The 16335-nt window shown below is 73.6% G+C and carries 15 protein-coding genes; 6 read left to right on the top strand and 9 right to left on the bottom strand.

The annotated features are described in order from the left end of the window. Positions 1-149 precede the first annotated feature (149 nt). The gene (locus tag OG295_RS33610; RefSeq protein WP_371680403.1) at positions 150-848 is read left to right on the top strand and encodes an AAA family ATPase; all 699 of its coding nucleotides are present in this window, start codon (positions 150-152) and stop codon (positions 846-848) included. Between the two features lie 79 nt (positions 849-927). Here OG295_RS33610 and OG295_RS33605 read toward each other — a convergent pair whose 3' ends face one another. Next, a complete protein-coding gene (locus tag OG295_RS33605; RefSeq protein ID WP_371680402.1) occupies positions 928-1869 on the bottom strand; it encodes a M56 family metallopeptidase in 942 nt (313 codons plus the stop codon). Positions 1870-1883: 14 nt separating this feature from the next. Continuing rightward, complete coding sequence (locus OG295_RS33600; RefSeq protein ID WP_371680401.1) at positions 1884-2288, bottom strand: BlaI/MecI/CopY family transcriptional regulator; 405 nt, start codon at positions 2286-2288, stop codon at positions 1884-1886. Between the two features lie 265 nt (positions 2289-2553). Between OG295_RS33600 and OG295_RS33595 the strand changes: the two genes are divergently transcribed. Then, positions 2554-3390: an undecaprenyl-diphosphate phosphatase gene (locus OG295_RS33595; protein ID WP_371680400.1), complete on the top strand. Its 837-nt coding sequence runs from the start codon at positions 2554-2556 to the stop codon at positions 3388-3390. 58 nt (positions 3391-3448) lie between these two features. Here OG295_RS33595 and OG295_RS33590 read toward each other — a convergent pair whose 3' ends face one another. Beyond that, entirely contained in the window at positions 3449-4375 is a 927-nt protein-coding gene (locus OG295_RS33590; RefSeq protein WP_371680399.1) for a M56 family metallopeptidase, read from the bottom strand. Then, entirely contained in the window at positions 4372-4743 is a 372-nt protein-coding gene (locus tag OG295_RS33585) for a BlaI/MecI/CopY family transcriptional regulator (protein ID WP_266845957.1), read from the bottom strand. Before OG295_RS33585 ends, OG295_RS33590 begins: the two co-directional genes overlap by 4 nt. A 155-nt stretch (positions 4744-4898) precedes the next feature. Here OG295_RS33585 and OG295_RS33580 point away from each other — a divergent pair, with 155 nt between their 5' ends. Beyond that, positions 4899-5573 (top strand): DedA family protein, encoded by a 675-nt coding sequence (locus tag OG295_RS33580; protein ID WP_371680398.1) that lies wholly within the window; start codon positions 4899-4901, stop codon positions 5571-5573. A 55-nt stretch (positions 5574-5628) separates the two neighbouring features. On the opposite strand, the gene OG295_RS33575 is transcribed toward OG295_RS33580, so the two are convergent. Beyond that, positions 5629-6612, bottom strand: a complete 984-nt coding sequence (locus OG295_RS33575) for a GNAT family N-acetyltransferase (RefSeq protein ID WP_371680397.1) — start codon at positions 6610-6612, stop codon at positions 5629-5631. A 174-nt stretch (positions 6613-6786) separates the two neighbouring features. On the opposite strand from OG295_RS33575, the gene OG295_RS33570 reads away from it, so the two are divergent. Further along, positions 6787-7419 (top strand): hypothetical protein, encoded by a 633-nt coding sequence (locus OG295_RS33570; RefSeq protein WP_371680396.1) that lies wholly within the window; start codon positions 6787-6789, stop codon positions 7417-7419. Between the two features lie 55 nt (positions 7420-7474). Here OG295_RS33570 and OG295_RS33565 read toward each other — a convergent pair whose 3' ends face one another. Beyond that, positions 7475-8833 carry a chloride channel protein gene (locus tag OG295_RS33565; protein WP_371680395.1) on the bottom strand — a complete coding sequence of 453 codons (1359 nt, stop codon included), beginning with the start codon at positions 8831-8833 and terminating at the stop codon, positions 7475-7477. Positions 8834-9124: 291 nt separating this feature from the next. On the opposite strand from OG295_RS33565, the gene OG295_RS33560 reads away from it, so the two are divergent. Further along, the gene (locus OG295_RS33560; RefSeq protein WP_371680394.1) at positions 9125-10945 is read left to right on the top strand and encodes a glycoside hydrolase family 15 protein; all 1821 of its coding nucleotides are present in this window, start codon (positions 9125-9127) and stop codon (positions 10943-10945) included. Between the two features lie 18 nt (positions 10946-10963). Here OG295_RS33560 and OG295_RS33555 read toward each other — a convergent pair whose 3' ends face one another. Then, positions 10964-12742, bottom strand: a complete 1779-nt coding sequence (locus OG295_RS33555) for a cation:proton antiporter (protein ID WP_371680393.1) — start codon at positions 12740-12742, stop codon at positions 10964-10966. Positions 12743-13060: 318 nt separating this feature from the next. On the opposite strand from OG295_RS33555, the gene OG295_RS33550 reads away from it, so the two are divergent. Further along, positions 13061-13741, top strand: a complete 681-nt coding sequence (locus OG295_RS33550; protein WP_371680392.1) for a DUF1345 domain-containing protein — start codon at positions 13061-13063, stop codon at positions 13739-13741. A 46-nt stretch (positions 13742-13787) separates the two neighbouring features. Here the strand turns inward: OG295_RS33550 and OG295_RS33545 are convergent, their stop codons facing one another. Both OG295_RS33545 and OG295_RS33540 read right to left on the bottom strand, forming a co-directional pair. Continuing rightward, positions 13788-14843 carry a cytochrome d ubiquinol oxidase subunit II gene (locus tag OG295_RS33545; RefSeq protein WP_371680391.1) on the bottom strand — a complete coding sequence of 352 codons (1056 nt, stop codon included), beginning with the start codon at positions 14841-14843 and terminating at the stop codon, positions 13788-13790. Then, positions 14840-16318: a cytochrome ubiquinol oxidase subunit I gene (locus OG295_RS33540; RefSeq protein WP_371680390.1), complete on the bottom strand. Its 1479-nt coding sequence runs from the start codon at positions 16316-16318 to the stop codon at positions 14840-14842. Before OG295_RS33540 ends, OG295_RS33545 begins: the two co-directional genes overlap by 4 nt. Positions 16319-16335 lie beyond the last annotated feature (17 nt).

Below are 16335 nucleotides of genomic sequence, written 5' to 3'. Positions count from 1 at the left end.
ATGAGGGCTGCCGGAGGCGCGCCGAGCCATGATCCGGTCAAGGGTGTCCCACCGTGGCGACCGCGCCGGGGACCCCGGCGGGTGACGACGGGACGGCTCGCGTAGTCTCGGGGGCTTCCACGGCTCCCCACTCGAACGGCCCGTCACCTGTGAGCACCTCCCCCGGCACCGAGCACGCGACGGTACGGCCCACGGGCCGCGGCGGTGGAACGGGCGGGGACGACGGCCCTTCCCGGAGGCCCGCCGGATTCCTGGCTCCGCGGGGGATCGTCGATCTGCGGGGCCGCAACGGCCGGGACGTCACGCTGTCCTACCCGTCCGACGCGGCGGTCGTCGTCGCCGGGCTCCCCGGCAGCGGGAAGAGCACCCTGCTGCGCGCCTGGTCCTCGGCCGCCCGCGTCGTCGATCCCCGTACCACCCGCACCTCCTACGAGGCGCGGCTGCCCGGCTGGCTCCCGTACGCGGTGTACCGGCCGTGGGCGCGGCTGGGTCACCTGCGCCGTCTGCGTTCGGAGATACGGGGCGGCGGGCCCCTCCTCGTCCACGACTGCGGCAGCAGGCCCTGGATGCGTCGATGGCTGGCCCGTACGGCCCTGCGGGCCGGGCGTCCCCTGCACATGGTGGTGCTCGACGTCGGGCGCCGGGAGGCGCTGCTCGGCCAGCACGCCCGTCGGCGCGTGACCTCGCGCAGGGTCTTCGCAGTCCATCAGCGGGGACTTTCGAGGCTGCTGGCGCGCGTCGAGCGCGACGGCCTGCCAGCGGCCTCCGGCCTGGGCTCCATGGTGCTGTTCGACCGCGGACTGAGGGACCGCGTCACCGAGGTGCGGTTCGGCGGCGGCCGGACCTGACGGTCCGGGGGCCGGAGCCGCCGGTCCGGGGAGACGGCCGGACCTGACGGCCCGGAAGTCCGCTCCGGTGACGCCCGGGTCACCCTCCCGCGGCCCTCCTGACCACCTCGTGGAGGTCCTGTACGGCATCGGCGGTGCACAGAGCGGCGGCCGCGACGCAGGCGGTGGCCGCGGCCCCGCGCCAGCCGCCGCCCTTCGGCGGGGGTGCGAGCAGTGCGGCCACGCGCCGGGGGACGGGCCCCGGCGTCCCGCGCCGCGGGGAGCGGCCGAGCAGCCCCAGGGCCGCCGCGGGCAGTCGGCGCCGACCGCCCGAGTTCTTGGCCGCCAGCGCGGCCTTCCCCACGGTGACGGCGACCCGGCGCCGGTCCCCGGTCGCCTCGGCGGCGGCCTCGTCGGCCCAGCGTTCCAGCGTGTACGCGACCCGTTCCGCGAGCGGTCGCAGCAACGGGTTGAGGGTGACGGCCAGTTGGACGGCCGCGGTGTACAGGTAGTGGTGGCCGCGCAGGTGGGCGCGCTCGTGGGCGAGGAGGACCTCACGCTCGGCGGCGTCGAGGGACGCCAGCATGCCCGTGGACACGACGATCCGGCCGGGCAGCCCCGGCATCGCGAACGCGTCCGCGGCCGGTTCCTCCAGGACGACGAGCGGGTCCTGCCCCGGAAAACAGGCCGCCTCCAGGACGGCCTCGCACACCGCCCGCACCCGCCGGTACACGAAACGGGAACCGGCCACCACGACGACCGGGAGGAGCAGCGCGGCGACGACGGCGACGGAGACCGAGGCGGGGTCGTCGCGCTGGAGCACGGCCGGTGACAGCTCGGCCAGTCGGGCGACGGCCGGGACGCGGACCAGGCCCGCCAGGGCCAGGAGCCCGAGCACGGTGGTACTGCCCGCGGCGAGCACCAACGCGCCCCCGGCCAGGAGCAGCGCGGCCGGACGCGGGTGCAGGCGGTCGTCCAGCCACCGGGCCCCGGGGGCGGCGAGCAGCGGGAGGAGCAGGGGGAGGTAGACGGCGAGGTGCACGGCGGGCCCCGCTCCTACCGGTCCGCGTCGAGGTCGCCGCCCAGCAGGCGGCGCAGCAAGGCCTCGTCCCCGCTGGAGAGGTCGTCGACGAAGCGCGTGAGCACCCGCTCGCGGTCGGGCACCTCTTCCATGGCCTGGTGCATCCTGCGGGCGGCGAATCCCGGTTCGTCCGTGGCGGGGGCGTAGGCGTAGGCGCGGCCGTGCGCCCGCCGGGTGAGCACGTGCTTGTCGTACAGGCGGGTCAGGATCGTCACGACCGTGCTGTACGCCAGGTCACCGCCCATGTCCTCCAGCACCTGACGGGGCGTGAGCGGACCGGGGGCCGACCGGAGTACGGCCAGAACCTCGGCCTCGCGTTTGCCGTTGGCCAGGCGGCGGTCCCCCTCGTGCGCGGGTCCGGCGTGTTCGTGCCCGTCCAATGTTGGCCGCCTCCTCGGTCATCCTCTACAGTCACCCTCGTCTTCTACACGCGCGTAGAAGACGAGGGTCTTCCCCGAGTGTGCCACGAGCCCCCTTCACCCATGACCCCCGCCGTCCCCTGCGGCGTGACGACGGGGATCCCGTGCACTCGCCACCAGGACGCCCCCGGCGACCCGCGCGGGCCGCGCGGGCCGCACGCGGCGTGGGGCACCGGCCCTCTCCGGCATCCGCCACTCCATCCAGCCAACCCCAGGGACGGACCCATTGAGCACCATCGGCATCGGTCAGGCAGCCATCCTCGGCATCGTCGAGGGGGTGACCGAGTTCCTGCCGGTCTCCTCCACCGGGCATCTGAAGATCACCGAGGGCCTGATGGGCATTCCGGTGGACGACAAGGCCGTCGTCGCGTTCACCGCCGTCATCCAGGTCGGGGCCATCGCCGCGGTGCTGGTGTACTTCTTCAAGGACATCGTGCGGATCGTGAGCGCGTGGGGGCGCGGCCTGACCAACCGGGAGGAGCGCTACCACCACGACTACAAGTTCGCCTGGTGGGTCATCTTCGCCACCATCCCGATCGTGGTCGTGGGCCTGGCGGCCAAACCGCTCATCGAGAGCACCCTGGCCTCCCTGTGGGTGGTGGCCGGCTCCCTGATCGTGGGCAGCGGCCTGATGTGGGCGGCCGACCAGATGGGCCGGCACAAGCGCGGCGAGGACGACACCGGCTTCAAGGACGCCATGCTGGTGGGCTGCTCCCAGATCCTCGCCCTGCTCTTCCCCGGCTTCTCCCGCTCCGGCGCCACCATGTCGACCGGCCTCATCCTCGACCTCGAACGCGTCGCCGCGACCCGCCTCTCCTTCTTCCTCGGCATCCCCGCCCTGACCGGCGCGGGCCTGTACGAGCTCAAGGACGCCGTCGGCGCCGGCGTCGACATGCTCCCGCTGGCCGTCGGGACCGTGGTGTCCTTCGCCGTCGCCTACGCCTCGATCGCCTGGCTGCTCAAGTTCGTCGCCAAGCACTCCTTCAACGCCTTCGTCGTCTACCGGATCGTCATCGGCGTCCTGCTCTTCGGCCTCCTGGGCACCGGCGTCCTGGCCGCCTGACGGCGTGCGCCGCCGGTCGGCCCGGCTCTCGGCTCCCGATCCGGGCCGACCGGGCGTCCTACTCCCCCTGGGCGATCTCCACGCCCCGGTGCAGCCAGACGGCACCGGACAGGGCGGACGTCCCGGCCGTCGTGCACAGCAGGGCCACGGCCAGGAGCACCGGGGCGACCCACCGGACGGGGGCGTGGCCGAGCAGGGCCTTCACCCGGGCGGGGACCGGCCCGGTGACCGCTCCCGCCGCGAGCACGGATCCGCCGGGGCGCCGGCCGCCACGGGTGGCGGCCAGGGCCGCGCGCCCCACCGCGCGCGCCGTGAGCGTCCGGCTGCCGGTGACCCGGGCGGCGGACTCGTCGGCGGCGCGTTCGGCCGCGAACCGTACCTGGGGCACGACGGCGGCCAGTGCCGGGTGGCACCATCCGGCGAGCTGGGCGACGGCGAGGAAGAGGTGGTGGCGCGCGGCGAGGTGGGCGCGTTCGTGGGCCAGGAGCGCCTCGCGCTCGCGCGGGTCCAGGGAACGCAGCATGCCGCTGGTGACCACGATCCGGCCCGGACCCGTCAGGCCCGGCAGGGCGTAGGCGTCCGGGCGGGAGTCCTCCCGTACGCACAGCCCTCCGACCTGCGGGAGGTGCGCGACGTCCCCGTGGGCACCGCGCAGGCGCTTCACCTCGGACAGCCCACGCCGGACCACGGTCACGCCGGTGACCGCGACGATCCCGGCGGACAGCGCCGAGATGCCGAGGGCCACGGGCGCCGGACCGGCCTGGAGCGGCCGGATCAGGTGCAGGAGGGCGGCCAGGGGCGCGATCGCCAGGGCGAGGGGCAGCAGCAGGACGCCCAGGCAGGCCGCGACCGCGACGGCGAGCGCGGCGGTGGCCGCGGTGACCGTCCAGAGCGCCGCCTCGGGCCTCACCCGGGCCGCCGCCCGCCGGGCGAGCGGCGGCAGGATCCAGGGCAGTACGAGGGGGACGAGAAGGAGGACGATCACTGTCCGCCTCCCTCCAGCAGCCGCCTGAGCTCCGCCTCGTCGTCGGAGCTGAGCCCTTCGACGAACCGGGCCAGGACGACGCTGCGGTCGCCGTCCTGATCGAGCTCGCGGTGCATCCGGCGGGCCGTCATTCCGTGCGCGTCCTCCAACGGGAAGTAAAGGAAGCCCCGCCCGCCCGGACTGCGGTCGATGACGCCCTTCTCGTACAGCCGGGCGAGCAGCGTCGCCACCGTGGTCCGGGCCAGCGGCTGCGGTATCGCCGCCCTGACCTGCGCCGCCGACTGCGGTTGGCCCGCGGCCCACAGGGCAGCCAGAACGCTCGACTCCAGCTCGCCGGCCGGTCGGCGTTCGCTCGCGCTGTCCACCACGGAAGTTTCCTCTCACGGAGTCGTCTACGGCGGGGTAGACCGACTACTGTTCTGTAGACGCCGAGATGGGCCGGCCGCCTCCACGGCGATCCGGAAACCTTTCGCCCACCGCTGTGAGCCCCACCCCGACCACCATTATCGATGGGACCGTGCCGATGCCCCTCGCACAGCTCGCCGCACCCGCGCCGGTGCACCTCGCCGTGAACCTCCTCGACGCCCAGTCCCTGCTCGCCGCGTTCGGGACGGCCGGCATCGCGGTCGTCCTGTTCGCCGAGACCGGCCTGCTGATCGGGTTCTTCCTGCCCGGCGACTCGCTGCTCTTCACGGCCGGACTGCTGTGCGCCGGCTCGGCCACCACCACCGGGCACCTCTCGCTGCCCTGGGTCCTGCTCGCCTCGGCCGCCGGCGCCCTCGCGGGCGCTCAGACCGGCTATCTGCTGGGCCGGAAGGCGGGCCCCGCCTTCCTGACCCGGGCCGGGTCCCGCAAGATCGGCGAGGGCGCCGCCCGCGCGGCCGAGATCCTCCAGCGCTACGGGCACGCGAAGGCCATCGTCCTGGCCCGGTTCCTGCCCATCGTGCGGACGGTGCTGAACCCCCTGGCCGGGATCCTGAACGTACCGGCGCGCACCTTCGCCCTCTGGCAGGTCCTGGGAGGTCTGCTGTGGACCACCGGCCTCGTCCTGGCCGGGTACGCGCTCGGCTCCTCCGTACCCGACGTGGACCGCTACCTCCTGCCGATCATCGCGCTCATCGTCGCCGTCTCCCTCGTCCCCGTCGGCCTGGAGCTGCGGCGCTCCCGCCGCGCGGGCCGCGCCGGCGACAGCGCGTGACATCCTCCCCGCCGAGGGAGCGGCGATCCTGACCGTCGTGGAGGACGCCCCGGATCTACCTCGGCGGCGAGATCGCCGACGGCTTGTAGACGAATCCGGACAACGGTGAGAGGAACGTCCAGCCGAGCGCTTCGTAGAGCGCCCGGCCCTGGACGGTCGCGCCCAGGACGCCCACGGTCGCTCCGCTCTCGACGGCCGCGTCGGTGAGGGCGGCCATCACCACCGTCCCGAGGCCCCGGCGCCGGTGAGCCGGTTCGGTGACGATCTGGTCGAAGACGCAGGCCGTACCGGCCAGACCGGTCCGGCCGCACGCGGCGAGTTCCCCGTCGGCGCTCAGGACGCGCACCAGGGTGGCACCGTCGGCGGTCTCGACGGTGACGGCGTACCCGTCCGGCGGGCGCACGGGCGACGGGCGCAGGTCGACGGTCATCAGGAAGCAGGGATCGGTGGGCTCCCATGCGGACGGGAACCAGGGTTCCATGTCGCCCGGTGGGAGGAACGCCTTGATGCACGTGCCGGGCTCGGTGACCGTGCCGATGAGCCCGCGGGCGGTCGCGGCGTCGGCGTCGAGCAGGACGTGACGGACCGTCCGGGCCGGCCGACCGATCTCGATCCGCAGCCCCCAGGCCACGTCCACCGGCTCGGATGCCCCTCGGGCCACGGCCCACCCTTCGACCCACGACCGTGCGGTCTCCCACCGATCGCCCATGACCGCCGGCCCCTTGGACTCGGCCACCGAGGGGCCGGCCGGCTCCGCGAGCATGTCGTCGACGATCCGCAGGCGGGTCTCCGGGAAGCGCTCCGCGATCGCCCCGCTCATCATGGCCACGCCCTCCGGATCGGGCACCGCGCACCGTTCGCGGCTCTCCGCGTCCGGCCATCGCGCGTAGGCCACCCACGTACCGTCGTCCGCCCGGTGCAGGCGCGAGCCGTAACTGCCGCACCGGGCGTGGATCGCGGCGGTCACCCGCCGCCAACCGTCCATGAACTGCTGCTCCTTGCCCTCGTGGAGCCGCCACCGGTAGACCACTGCGAACATCGCGGAATCCCCCTCGTCCCGTATTGCTCCGTCACGTTCCCGCAGACCATAGGCGATCGTCCGAACCCTCGGGGCCCGGGAGCACCGCCGCCCCGGTGATCATCGAAGGCGGCAGGTGAGGCAGAATCCAGAGCGCCGGACAGACCGGCCGAACGACGAACAGGAGCGGGTCCGTTGACCGATGACGGGCGTGAACAAGCCGAGGCGTTCCTGCGACCCGGGGAGCGGCTCATCGCCTGGTGCTCCTACGAACCGGGGCCGGGCGTGCCGACCCCTCCCGAGTCGCTGCTCCCGCCGCCCGAGCCCTCCGAACTCCAGCGGCGGATCGAGGGAAGGCTGCCCGGGCCCCTGAAGCAGCTGGTCAGGGCGCGCGTGCTCGACCCCCGCCGGTCCAGGCCGGCCGCGGCGGCGAACGCGATCGACCGGATGCCGGACGCGGTGGACAACCTCGGCAACCGGTTGATGCACGGGACGAGCATGGAGGGCGGCTGGCAGAGCGCGGCCGGACGCTTCGTCATCTCCCGGGCCGGCGCGCGCGGCTCGGTCACGGGCGTGCTGGCCGTCACGGACCGGCGCTGGTACGCCCTGAGCGACGTCTCACAGCTGTGGCAGATGACGCCGGTGATGAAGCAGTACTGGGAGACGCCCCGATCGGCCGTCTCCGCCCTGCGCGCCAAGCCGACGGGCGTGCTCCAGAAGGGCCGCATGGACATCGAGTTCACGGACGGCTCCTGGGTCGCGCTCGTCGCCTCGGTGTCCCGCGACGCGGCCCCCTTCGTCGCGGCCTCCGCCCGCTACCCGGGCTGAGCGAGCCCGGGTCCCGCCCGTGGGGGTCCCGACGGGCGGGAAGGCGCAGCACCGTTCACGGGGACGCCGGGGGCGGCGCGGGCGGCGCGGGTGTCGGGGCCGGCCGCGGGGCGGGAGTGAGTCTGAGCGAGAGCACGTAGGAGACCACCACCGCGACGATCACGAGCGGCATCACGGTGATCCCCTCGGTTCCCATCAGGATGGTGGCCAGCAGCACGGAGGTCATCGGCAGTTTCAGCATCGCCACGCACATCGCCCCGACCCCCATCGCGAAACCGGACGTCACGTCCAGCCCGGGGAGGTGGGACAGGGCCAGGCCGACCACCGCTCCCGCGAACATCGACGGGAAGACCGGGCCGCCGCGGAAGGCGCCGAGGGCGAGGCCGTAGGCGACGGACTTGCACACCAGCAGGACCACCAGGGTCCCCACCGCGTATCCGGCCTGGCCCGCCAGCAGCGGGCCGAGGGCGCTCTGCCCCGAGTAGAGCACCTCGGAGGCCTCCCGGCCGGTCGTCTCGGCGTACACGAGGGCGGCCACGCCCATGAGCGCACCGGCCAGCACGGTGAGCGGCAGCCGCCGGCGCTCGACCCGGGCCTCCAGGAGCAGGGACGTCCGGTGGAGCGCCGCTCCGAGCAGGGCCCCGGCCACCCCGATGGCCAGCGCCCATCCGAAGCCCGCGAGATCGGGCCGGGCGGCCTCCGGTACGTGGCCGAGGACCAGCGAGAACGTGCCGAGGCCGGTCCACGACCCCAGGCCGGTGAAGATCAGTGCGCCCACGCCGGCCGCGAGCAGGCCCGGTACCAGGACGATCCCCATCATCGCGCCGCCGATGCCGGTCACCTCCATCAGGAGGAACGCCCCGAGCAGGGGTGAGCCCAGCAGCGTGCTGACGGCCGCGAAGCTCCCCGAGGCCCCCAGGACGGCGGTGGTGCCGGCGTCGAGGCCGCGCTTCACGGTGCGGACGGCGAACACCGCCAGGCCGCCGCCGAGCGCGATGAGCGGCGCCTCGGGTCCCAGCACCACGCCCGCGCCCAGCGACAGGATCGCCGCGAGCGCGATGCCGGGCAGCTCCGCCGCCGTCGGCGGCCCCTTCGTGACCAGGCCCTCGGCCGGCCTGTGGCCGCCCTCCCCGGGCAGGAAGCGGATGGTCAGGGCCACCAGCAGGCCGCCCACGGCGAGGAGCGGGATCGGCCACCACGAGGGCGTTCCGTCGAAGCCCAGCCCCCTCGGCAGGTCGGTGTAGGTCAGCGACTGCAGCTCGGACACGAGCGCGAGGAAGCCGAAGGCCACCGCGGAGACCGGGATGCCGAGGAGCGCCGTCATGACCAGCAGCACCACGTACCCGCGGGTGCGGACCAGGGCGTAGGCGTCCGGCGGTGTCGCGGTGGGCGGCCCGGCGGGTACGGCCGACATGCGCATCGTCTCCTCAGCTCAGGGATCCACCCGGACACGTCGGGCGACAGGCCTCACGGTGGTCGTATCACGGCACCGGGTCATGTCGGGCGCGTACGGTCCGCGACGTCCCGGCGAGTCACGGAACGTCATTCCGACGGCACGCTCCGACCCCGCGCGCGCCGGGTGTCCGGGGCCCGCGCGCACCGGCGCGGACCAGGGCCGAAGCCCGCCGGTCCCCGGCTCGGCGGGCGCTTCGGGTGGCGCTGACCGATAGTGAATCCAAAGGACCACCCTGACCCGGGGATGCTCATGGACCGCTATCCGCCCATCGCCGAGCACGGTCTCATAGGTGATCTGCAGACCGCCGCGCTCGTGACCTCCAACGGCGTCGTCGACTGGTTCGCGGCGCCCCGCTTCGACTCCCCCAGCATCTTCGCCGCCCTGCTGGACCACGATCGCGGCGGCTACTTCCGGATCTCGTCGGCGGACCCGGAGGCCCGCTGCAAACAGCTGTACTACCCGGACACCGCCGTCCTGGTCACCCGCTTCATGTCCCCCGACGGGGTGGGCGAGGTGCTCGACTGGATGCCGCCGCACACCGGCCGCACCCCGGCGGTCCGGCACACCCTGATCCGCACCGTCCGCACCGTGCGCGGCACCGTCCGCTTCGACATGGAGTGCCGCCCCCGGTTCGACTACGGCCGGGCCTCCCACCGGCTGGAGCTGGGCCCCGACGGCGCCGCCTTCCGGGCGCCGGGAGTCTGCGCGCACCTGCAGAGCACCTTCCCGGTGGAGCGTGACGGCGAGGACGTACGGGGCTCCTTCACGCTGAAGGTGGGCGAAGCGGCGGCGGTCGTCCTCACCGTCCGCGGAGCCGACGCGCAGACCCCGCCGCCGCTCTCCGTCGACGGGATCACCCACCAGCTCTGGGAGGCCGCCGACTTCTGGCAGAGCTGGGTCCGCGGCTCCAACTACCGCGGCCGGTGGCCCGACATGGTCAACCGCTCCGCCATCACCCTCAAGCTCCTCACGTACGCGCCCAGCGGCGCCCCGGTCGCCGCCGCCACCATGGGCCTGCCCGAACAGGTCGGCGGCGAACGCAACTGGGACTACCGCTACACCTGGGTCCGCGACGGGTCGCTCTCCGTACGCGCCCTGCTCGACCTCGGGTTCGTCGAGGAGGCCACCGACTTCACGCACTGGCTCGGTGACCGGCTGCGCGAGTCCGCGGGCAGGAACGGCGAACCGCTGCAGATCATGTACCGGGTCGACGGCGAACCGCTGCTGACCGAGGAGATCCTGGGTCATCTGGAGGGTTACCGGGGTTCGGCGCCGGTCCGGCTGGGCAACGCCGCCGCCGACCAGTTGCAGCTGGACATCTACGGAGAGGCGCTCTACGCCCTGTCCGAGGGACACGAGATCGCCGTGCAGGCCGGCTACCAGGGCTGGAAAGTGCTCTCCCGGACGCTGGACTGGCTGGCCGGCTCCTGGGACCGCCCCGACGAGGGGATCTGGGAGACGCGCGGCGGCCGCCAGGACTTCACCTACAGCCGGATCATGTGCTGGGCCGCCTTCGACCGGGGCCTGCGGCTGGCGGAGGAGTTCCGCCGGCCCGCCGACACCGAGCGCTGGACGCGGACCCGCGACGACATCCTGTACCAGGTCATGGAGCGCGGTTGGAACGAGTCCACCCGGGCCTACGTCCAGCACTACGGCAGCGACGCCGTCCTGGACGCCTCCCTCCTGCTCATGCCCCGGGTCGGCTTCGTGGCGCCCAGGGACCCGTCCTGGCTCTCCACGCTGGACGCCATGGACCGCACCCTGGTCTCCGACAGCCTCGTCTACCGCTACGACCCGGCCGCTTCCCCGGACGGCCTGCGCGGCTCCGAGGGCACCTTCAGCCTCTGCACCTTCCTGTACGTGGACGCGCTCGCCCGCGCCGGCCGCCTGCGGCCCGCCCGGTACACGTTCGAGAAGATGCACACCTACGCCAACCACGTCGGTCTCTTCGCCGAGGAGGTGGGCCCCAGCGGTGAGCAACTGGGCAACTTCCCGCAGGCGTTCACCCACCTGTCGCTCATCATGGCGGCGAGCACCCTCGACGAGGCGCTGGACCGGCAGCGCGGCTGAGACAGACCACGGCGGGGACTACGCCGCGGGCCTCGGCGGGGACGGGGCCGCGGGTGTCAGGAGGATCGCGGTGTCGCCGTCGCCCGGCGTCGGCGGTCCGGCCTCCGTGGCGGCGGCGAGCCGTCCGTCGGGGCGCACCAGGAACAGCGTGTCGTGTCCGGCCGGGACGCCCTCGTCGGCCGGCACGACGACGATGCGGGCGCCGTCCGCGTACCGGTGGGCCAGTTCCGGCCGGTTGAGGCCGGGCCCGAACAGCGCCTCGCTGCCCGTGTACGGGGCGACGGCGCCGTGGCCGCGGGTGGGTGGTGCCAGGCGGTGGACGGGTCCCTCCACGGTCTCCTTGAGGGTCATGAACGCGAGGGCGTTGAAGTCGTCCTCGTCGGTGAGCAGCAGGACGTCCGTGATGCCTTCGAGTTCGGCGCCGGAGCCGGCGGCGGCGGCGAGCAGTTCGCCCGGGGCCAGGTCGAGGCCCGCGTCGGTGATGCCGCGCCGTTGGCGGTCGAGGCCGGCCCACATGAGCACGTCCAGGCCCGCGGAGCGCAGGGCGCGCCCGAGCTCGATCACCCAGGGGTCGCCGCCGACCAGGAGCGGCCGGGAGCGGGCCGAGCGGCGGACGTCGAGCCGGCGGGCCGCGGGAACCGCCGTCAGGCCGTACACCGTGACGGTGGCGACGATCACGACGAAGGTAGCGGGAAGGATCTTCTGTGCGCCGCCGATACCGGCCCCGACGAGGGAGACGGAGAAGGTCGAGGCGGTGGCCGCGGCGACGATGCCGCGGGGGGCCATCCAGCCGATGAACCAGCGCTCCCGGTAGGGGACGTCGGTGCGGGCGGTGCAGAGCAGCGCCACCAGCGGCCGCACGACGAGGACGAGCGCGGCGACCAGGCCCAGGGCGGGCAGCGCCACGTGGCGCAGGGACTGCGGGGTGACGGTGGCCGAGATGGAGATGAACAGCAGGCCGATGACGAGCGAGACCAGGGTCTCGAAGAAGGACCGGCGGGCGGGCATGTCCAGGCCGGGCAGGTTGGCCAGGGCGATCCCCATGACCACGGCGGCGATCAGGCCGGTGTCGTCGCGGTAGGCGTCGCAGGCCGCGGCGACCGAGACCACGGCGGCGAGCTGCACCGTCGTGGCGAGTGCCTCGTCGAGGGTGAGGCGGCGCAGGAGCAGCCAGAGCAGGGCCGTTCCGACGGCGCCGCCCGCGAGCCCGACCCCGACGCTGCCGCAGAACGCGGCGAGCTGGCGGGGGAAGCCGTACTGTCCGCTGGCCAGGACGCCGTGGAAGACCAGCGCTCCCAGGATGCCGCCGAGCGGGTCGATCAGGGACCCCTCCCAGACGAGGACGCGCTGCAGGCGCTCCGTCGGGCGGACGAACCTCAGCAGTGGCCCGACGACGGTCGGCCCGCTGACGACGAGGATCGCGCCCAGCATCACGGCGGCGCCCGTCGACATGCCGAGGACGGGGACGGCGATCAGGGCCGCGGCCGCCGCGGTGACGAGGGCGCCGAGCCAGACCAGCCGGACCACGACCGTGCGGGTGTGGCCCTTGAGGTGACGGAGGTCGAGCCCCAGGCCTGCGTCGTAGAGGATGACCGCGACGGCGAGGGAGACGAGCGGGGAGAACGCGGGGCCGAGCAGCTTCTCGGGGTTGACGTCGTCGGTCAGCGTGCCCGCGATGAACCCGGTCGGCAGCAGCAGGAGGATCGCCGGGAGGCGCAGCAGGCTCGCGACCACCTGGCAGCCCACGGCGAGGGCCAGGACCAGTCCGATGCCGAGCAGGATCTGACTCGTTGTCATGGCGGGCCTTCCGTGGTGGCGTTCACACCCGAGGGGCGCGCGGGGGTTCCCGGCCCGCGCAGGACACCTGCGCCGAGGTCCGGCCCCACCCCGTCGTGCGGGCCATTGTGACGTGCCGCGACGGCCGGAACGGCTCGGTGGGGATGCTGGCGGGGAGCGTGTCGGTCACCTTGCCGCGCCTTCACCCCGGTCTACGGTAGGACCCGCGACCCCGGCTCCCCCGCGTCGGGTGACCGCGGCGGCCGGTGCGACCCGCCCGCCCCGCCCCCTCGCAGCAGTCCGCCCCTCACCGGACACACCCCCTCGGATGCGAACCGTATGAGCGACCCGCACGAACCGGAGCCCGCACCGCGACCGGCGGTGAATCCCGAGACCCGCTGGCCGATGGCCGCGGCCGTCATCGTCTCGGCGGTACTGACCCTCCTGCTGCCCGACGACCTGAGACTGGGACCCCGGTGGGCGCTTCCCCTCGCCGAGGGACTGCTCCTGGTGGCGCTGGTCTCGGCCGATCCCATCCGGATCAGCCGCCGCTCGGACGTCCTGCGCGCGGTGTCGATCACCCTGGTCGTCGTGATGGCGTGCGGGGCCTCGTGGTCGACCGTCCGGCTGATCGACGACCTCGTCCACGGCGGGAAGGAGACCTCGTCCGCCTCGGCCCTCCTCCTGGCCGGCGGCATCGTCTGGGTCACCACCGTCCTCGCGTTCTCCCTGCTGTACTTCGAACTCGACAGCGGCGGACCCGCCGCCCGGGCCCACCGCATGCCCCACCCCCCGGCACTCGCCTTTCCCCAGCACCTCAGCCCCGAAGTGCGCGCGGTGAACTGGCGCCCCCAGTACATCGACTACCTCTACCTCGGTTTCACCAACTCGACCGCGTTCAGCCCCACCGACGTCATGCCGCTCGCCCCCTGGGCCAAGAGCATCATGACCGTCCAGTCCGTCATCTCCCTGGCCATCCTGGGCCTCGTCATCGCCCGCGCGGTCAACGTCCTCGTCTGACGGGCGGCCGGACCCCCGCGCCCGGCGCCGTCCGCGGGGCCGGGCGTCAGCCGCCACCGGCCGTCCCATCGGGCTCGGGACCGCCGCGCCGCAGGTCGGCGTCGGTGAGTTCCTCCAGCTCTCCGTGGGTGTCGAGCCAGTACAGGAGGAAGACGGCCGGGCCGACGAGCAGCACGGCCACCAGCGTGACGAACACCAGCCACGTCAGGGTGGAGGGGGCGCCCGCCGCGTCGGCGACGGTCAGCGAGGTGGGGATGAGGTAGGGGCGTTGGGCCAGGCCCCAGGCGAGGACGGCCCCCGCGACGACCGCCACCGCCGTGACCCGGACCGGGATGCCCGGCGTGCGCGTCAGCAGCCACGCGGTGGCGCAGGTGGCCGCCCCGGCCACGAGGGTGAAGACGAGCCCCACGCCGTGGGTGAGGCCGTGCCAGACGTAGGGGGCGTCCGTACGGGTGACGAACAGCGTGATCACGGCCAGTACGGCGACCGCGGCGAGTGCCGCCAGGGCCCGCGCCCGGAAGTAGCCGACCAGATCGGGCGCGTCGAAGCGGCGCGCGTCACCGGCGAGGAACACCGCTCCGAGGAAGGCCGTGGCGGTGACGGCCAGCAGTCCGAACAGGAGGGAGGTGGGGTTGACCCAGACGTGCGCCTCGGCCTCCGTGCCGGGCGCCGCCCGCCCGGAGGCGATCCCGCCGGCGGCCGCGCCGAGGAAGAAGGGCGTGACGAGCGAGGACAGGGCGAACAGGACTCCGAGCAGCCGCCGCCGGCTGAGCCGCCGCGCGGCCTTGCGGAAGGCGAAGGAGGCGCCGCGCAGGACCATGCCGACGGCGGCCAGGGCGAGCGGGAGCCACATCGCCGAGAACACGGTCTGGAAGAAGACCGGGAATCCCGTCCACATGATGATCAGGACGAAGATCAGCCAGACGTTGTTGACCTCCCAGACCGGGGCCATCGCGTGGTCGATCAGCCACCGCGGCCGCTTGCCGCGTTCGGTCCCTCCGGCGACCAGGTCCCAGAATCCGGCCCCGTAGTCGGTGCCGCCCGCGCACGCGTACGCCGCCACGGCGAGCAGCAGGACGAGGGCGATGAGCCCGGCGGTCACGACCGGCCGTCCTCGGTCGGGGCGGATCCGCCGGCGGTGGGCGGGCCGCCCGCCGGGACGGAGGGACGGGGCCCGTACGGGGTGTCCGTCTCCGGGGCCCCCGCCAGGCCGTCGGCCGCCTGCCGCGCGTCGGCGAGCCGCCATCGGGTGCGCATTTTCAGGAGGACGGCGAGGAAGGAGCCGAAGACGAACACGTACACCGCGACCACCAGGCCGAACATGATCCACAGACTGGTGGAGCGGGTCGCGGTCACCGCCTCGGCGACCCGCATGTTCTGGTACACGATCCAGGGCTGGCGCCCCACCTCGGTGGCGACCCAGCCGCATTCCACGGCCACCACCGACGCGACGCCCGCGCAGGCGGCGCCGCGGTAGAACCACGGGGAGCCCGGCGGGCGGCGGTGCCTGAACCAGACCAGCGCGTACCAGAGGGCGAGCAGGATCAGCACGGATCCGATCACGACCATGAGGTCGAAGGCCCAGTGGGCGATGGTCGCCTGGAGGGCCGTGGGCCGGTCGCTCGCGGGGACGGAGGAGAGTCCGACCACCTTGGTGTCCGGGCTGAAGCCGGCCAGGATGGAGTCGAGCTGGGGGATCTTGATGCCGCCCACGACGGATCCGTCCGGCTGGAGGCGGCCGAACATGTACTCGGGCACGTGGGTGCCGGTGTCCCAGACGATCTCCAGTGCGGCGAACTTCACCGGCTGCTTGTGGAACACCGACCGGGCGATGGAGTCACCCAGCACGAACTGGACCGGAGTGGCGATGGCCGCGAGGGTGAAGGGGACGGCGAAGCCGAGCCGGTGGTAGTGGTCCCGGCGTCCGCGCAACCAGCCGACGGCGTAGACACCCGCCACCACGTACCCGGCGGTGAGCAGCATGCCCACGACGAAGTGCCAGTACTGCGGCCCGAACATCGGGGTGAAAATGGCCTTCCAGATGTTCACGTCGACCGGGTTGCCCTCGGGGTCGAGGGAGAAGCCCTGTGGCGTGTTCATCCACGAGTTGGCGGCCAGGATGCCGAACGCCCCCATCAGCGCGACGGCGGGGAGCGGAAGCCCGAGCAGGAAGTGCGTACGGGGCTTGAGCCGGCGCCAGCCGTAGAGGTAGATGGCGATGAGCACCGCTTCGAGGAAGAACGCCCACGCCTCGACCCCGAACCCGATGCCGAACACGTCGCCCCACCGGCCCATCAGGCCGGGCCAGAGCAGGCCGAACTCGAAGGAGAGGACGGTGCCGGTGACGATGCCGACGGCGAACTGCACCGCCATGACGGCCGACCAGCGCCGGGCCAGCAACAGGGCGGTGGGGTCGTCGTGGCGCAGGCCGCGGTAGTGCATCACCAGGGTGATGAGCGGCAGGGCCACGCCCATGGGCACGAGGATGATGTGGGAGGCGAGGGTGAAGGCCATCAGCTCCCTGGCGGGGAGCAGCTGGGCGGGGGCGTCGGCGAGCAGGTGGACCGTGGTGTGCATGCGTGCCTTCGCTGCTA

Origin of the sequence: Streptomyces sp. NBC_01276 (genome assembly GCF_041435355.1) — a bacterium.
Classification (GTDB): Bacteria; Actinomycetota; Actinomycetes; order Streptomycetales; family Streptomycetaceae; genus Streptomyces.
This window is presented reverse-complemented; position numbering and strand designations above follow the sequence as displayed.

What these genes read in the sequence shown, in the direction of transcription:
- OG295_RS33580 (WP_371680398.1), top strand. Translation starts at nt 4,899, where the DNA reads ATGCCCCTCGCACAGCTCGCCGCACCCGCGCCGGTGCACCTCGCCGTG.
- OG295_RS33575 (WP_371680397.1), bottom strand. Translation starts at nt 6,612, where the DNA reads ATGTTCGCAGTGGTCTACCGGTGGCGGCTCCACGAGGGCAAGGAGCAG.
- OG295_RS33565 (WP_371680395.1), bottom strand. Translation starts at nt 8,833, where the DNA reads ATGTCGGCCGTACCCGCCGGGCCGCCCACCGCGACACCGCCGGACGCC.
- OG295_RS33560 (WP_371680394.1), top strand. Translation starts at nt 9,125, where the DNA reads ATGGACCGCTATCCGCCCATCGCCGAGCACGGTCTCATAGGTGATCTG.
- OG295_RS33555 (WP_371680393.1), bottom strand. Translation starts at nt 12,742, where the DNA reads ATGACAACGAGTCAGATCCTGCTCGGCATCGGACTGGTCCTGGCCCTC.
- OG295_RS33550 (WP_371680392.1), top strand. Translation starts at nt 13,061, where the DNA reads ATGAGCGACCCGCACGAACCGGAGCCCGCACCGCGACCGGCGGTGAAT.
- OG295_RS33540 (WP_371680390.1), bottom strand. Translation starts at nt 16,318, where the DNA reads ATGCACACCACGGTCCACCTGCTCGCCGACGCCCCCGCCCAGCTGCTC.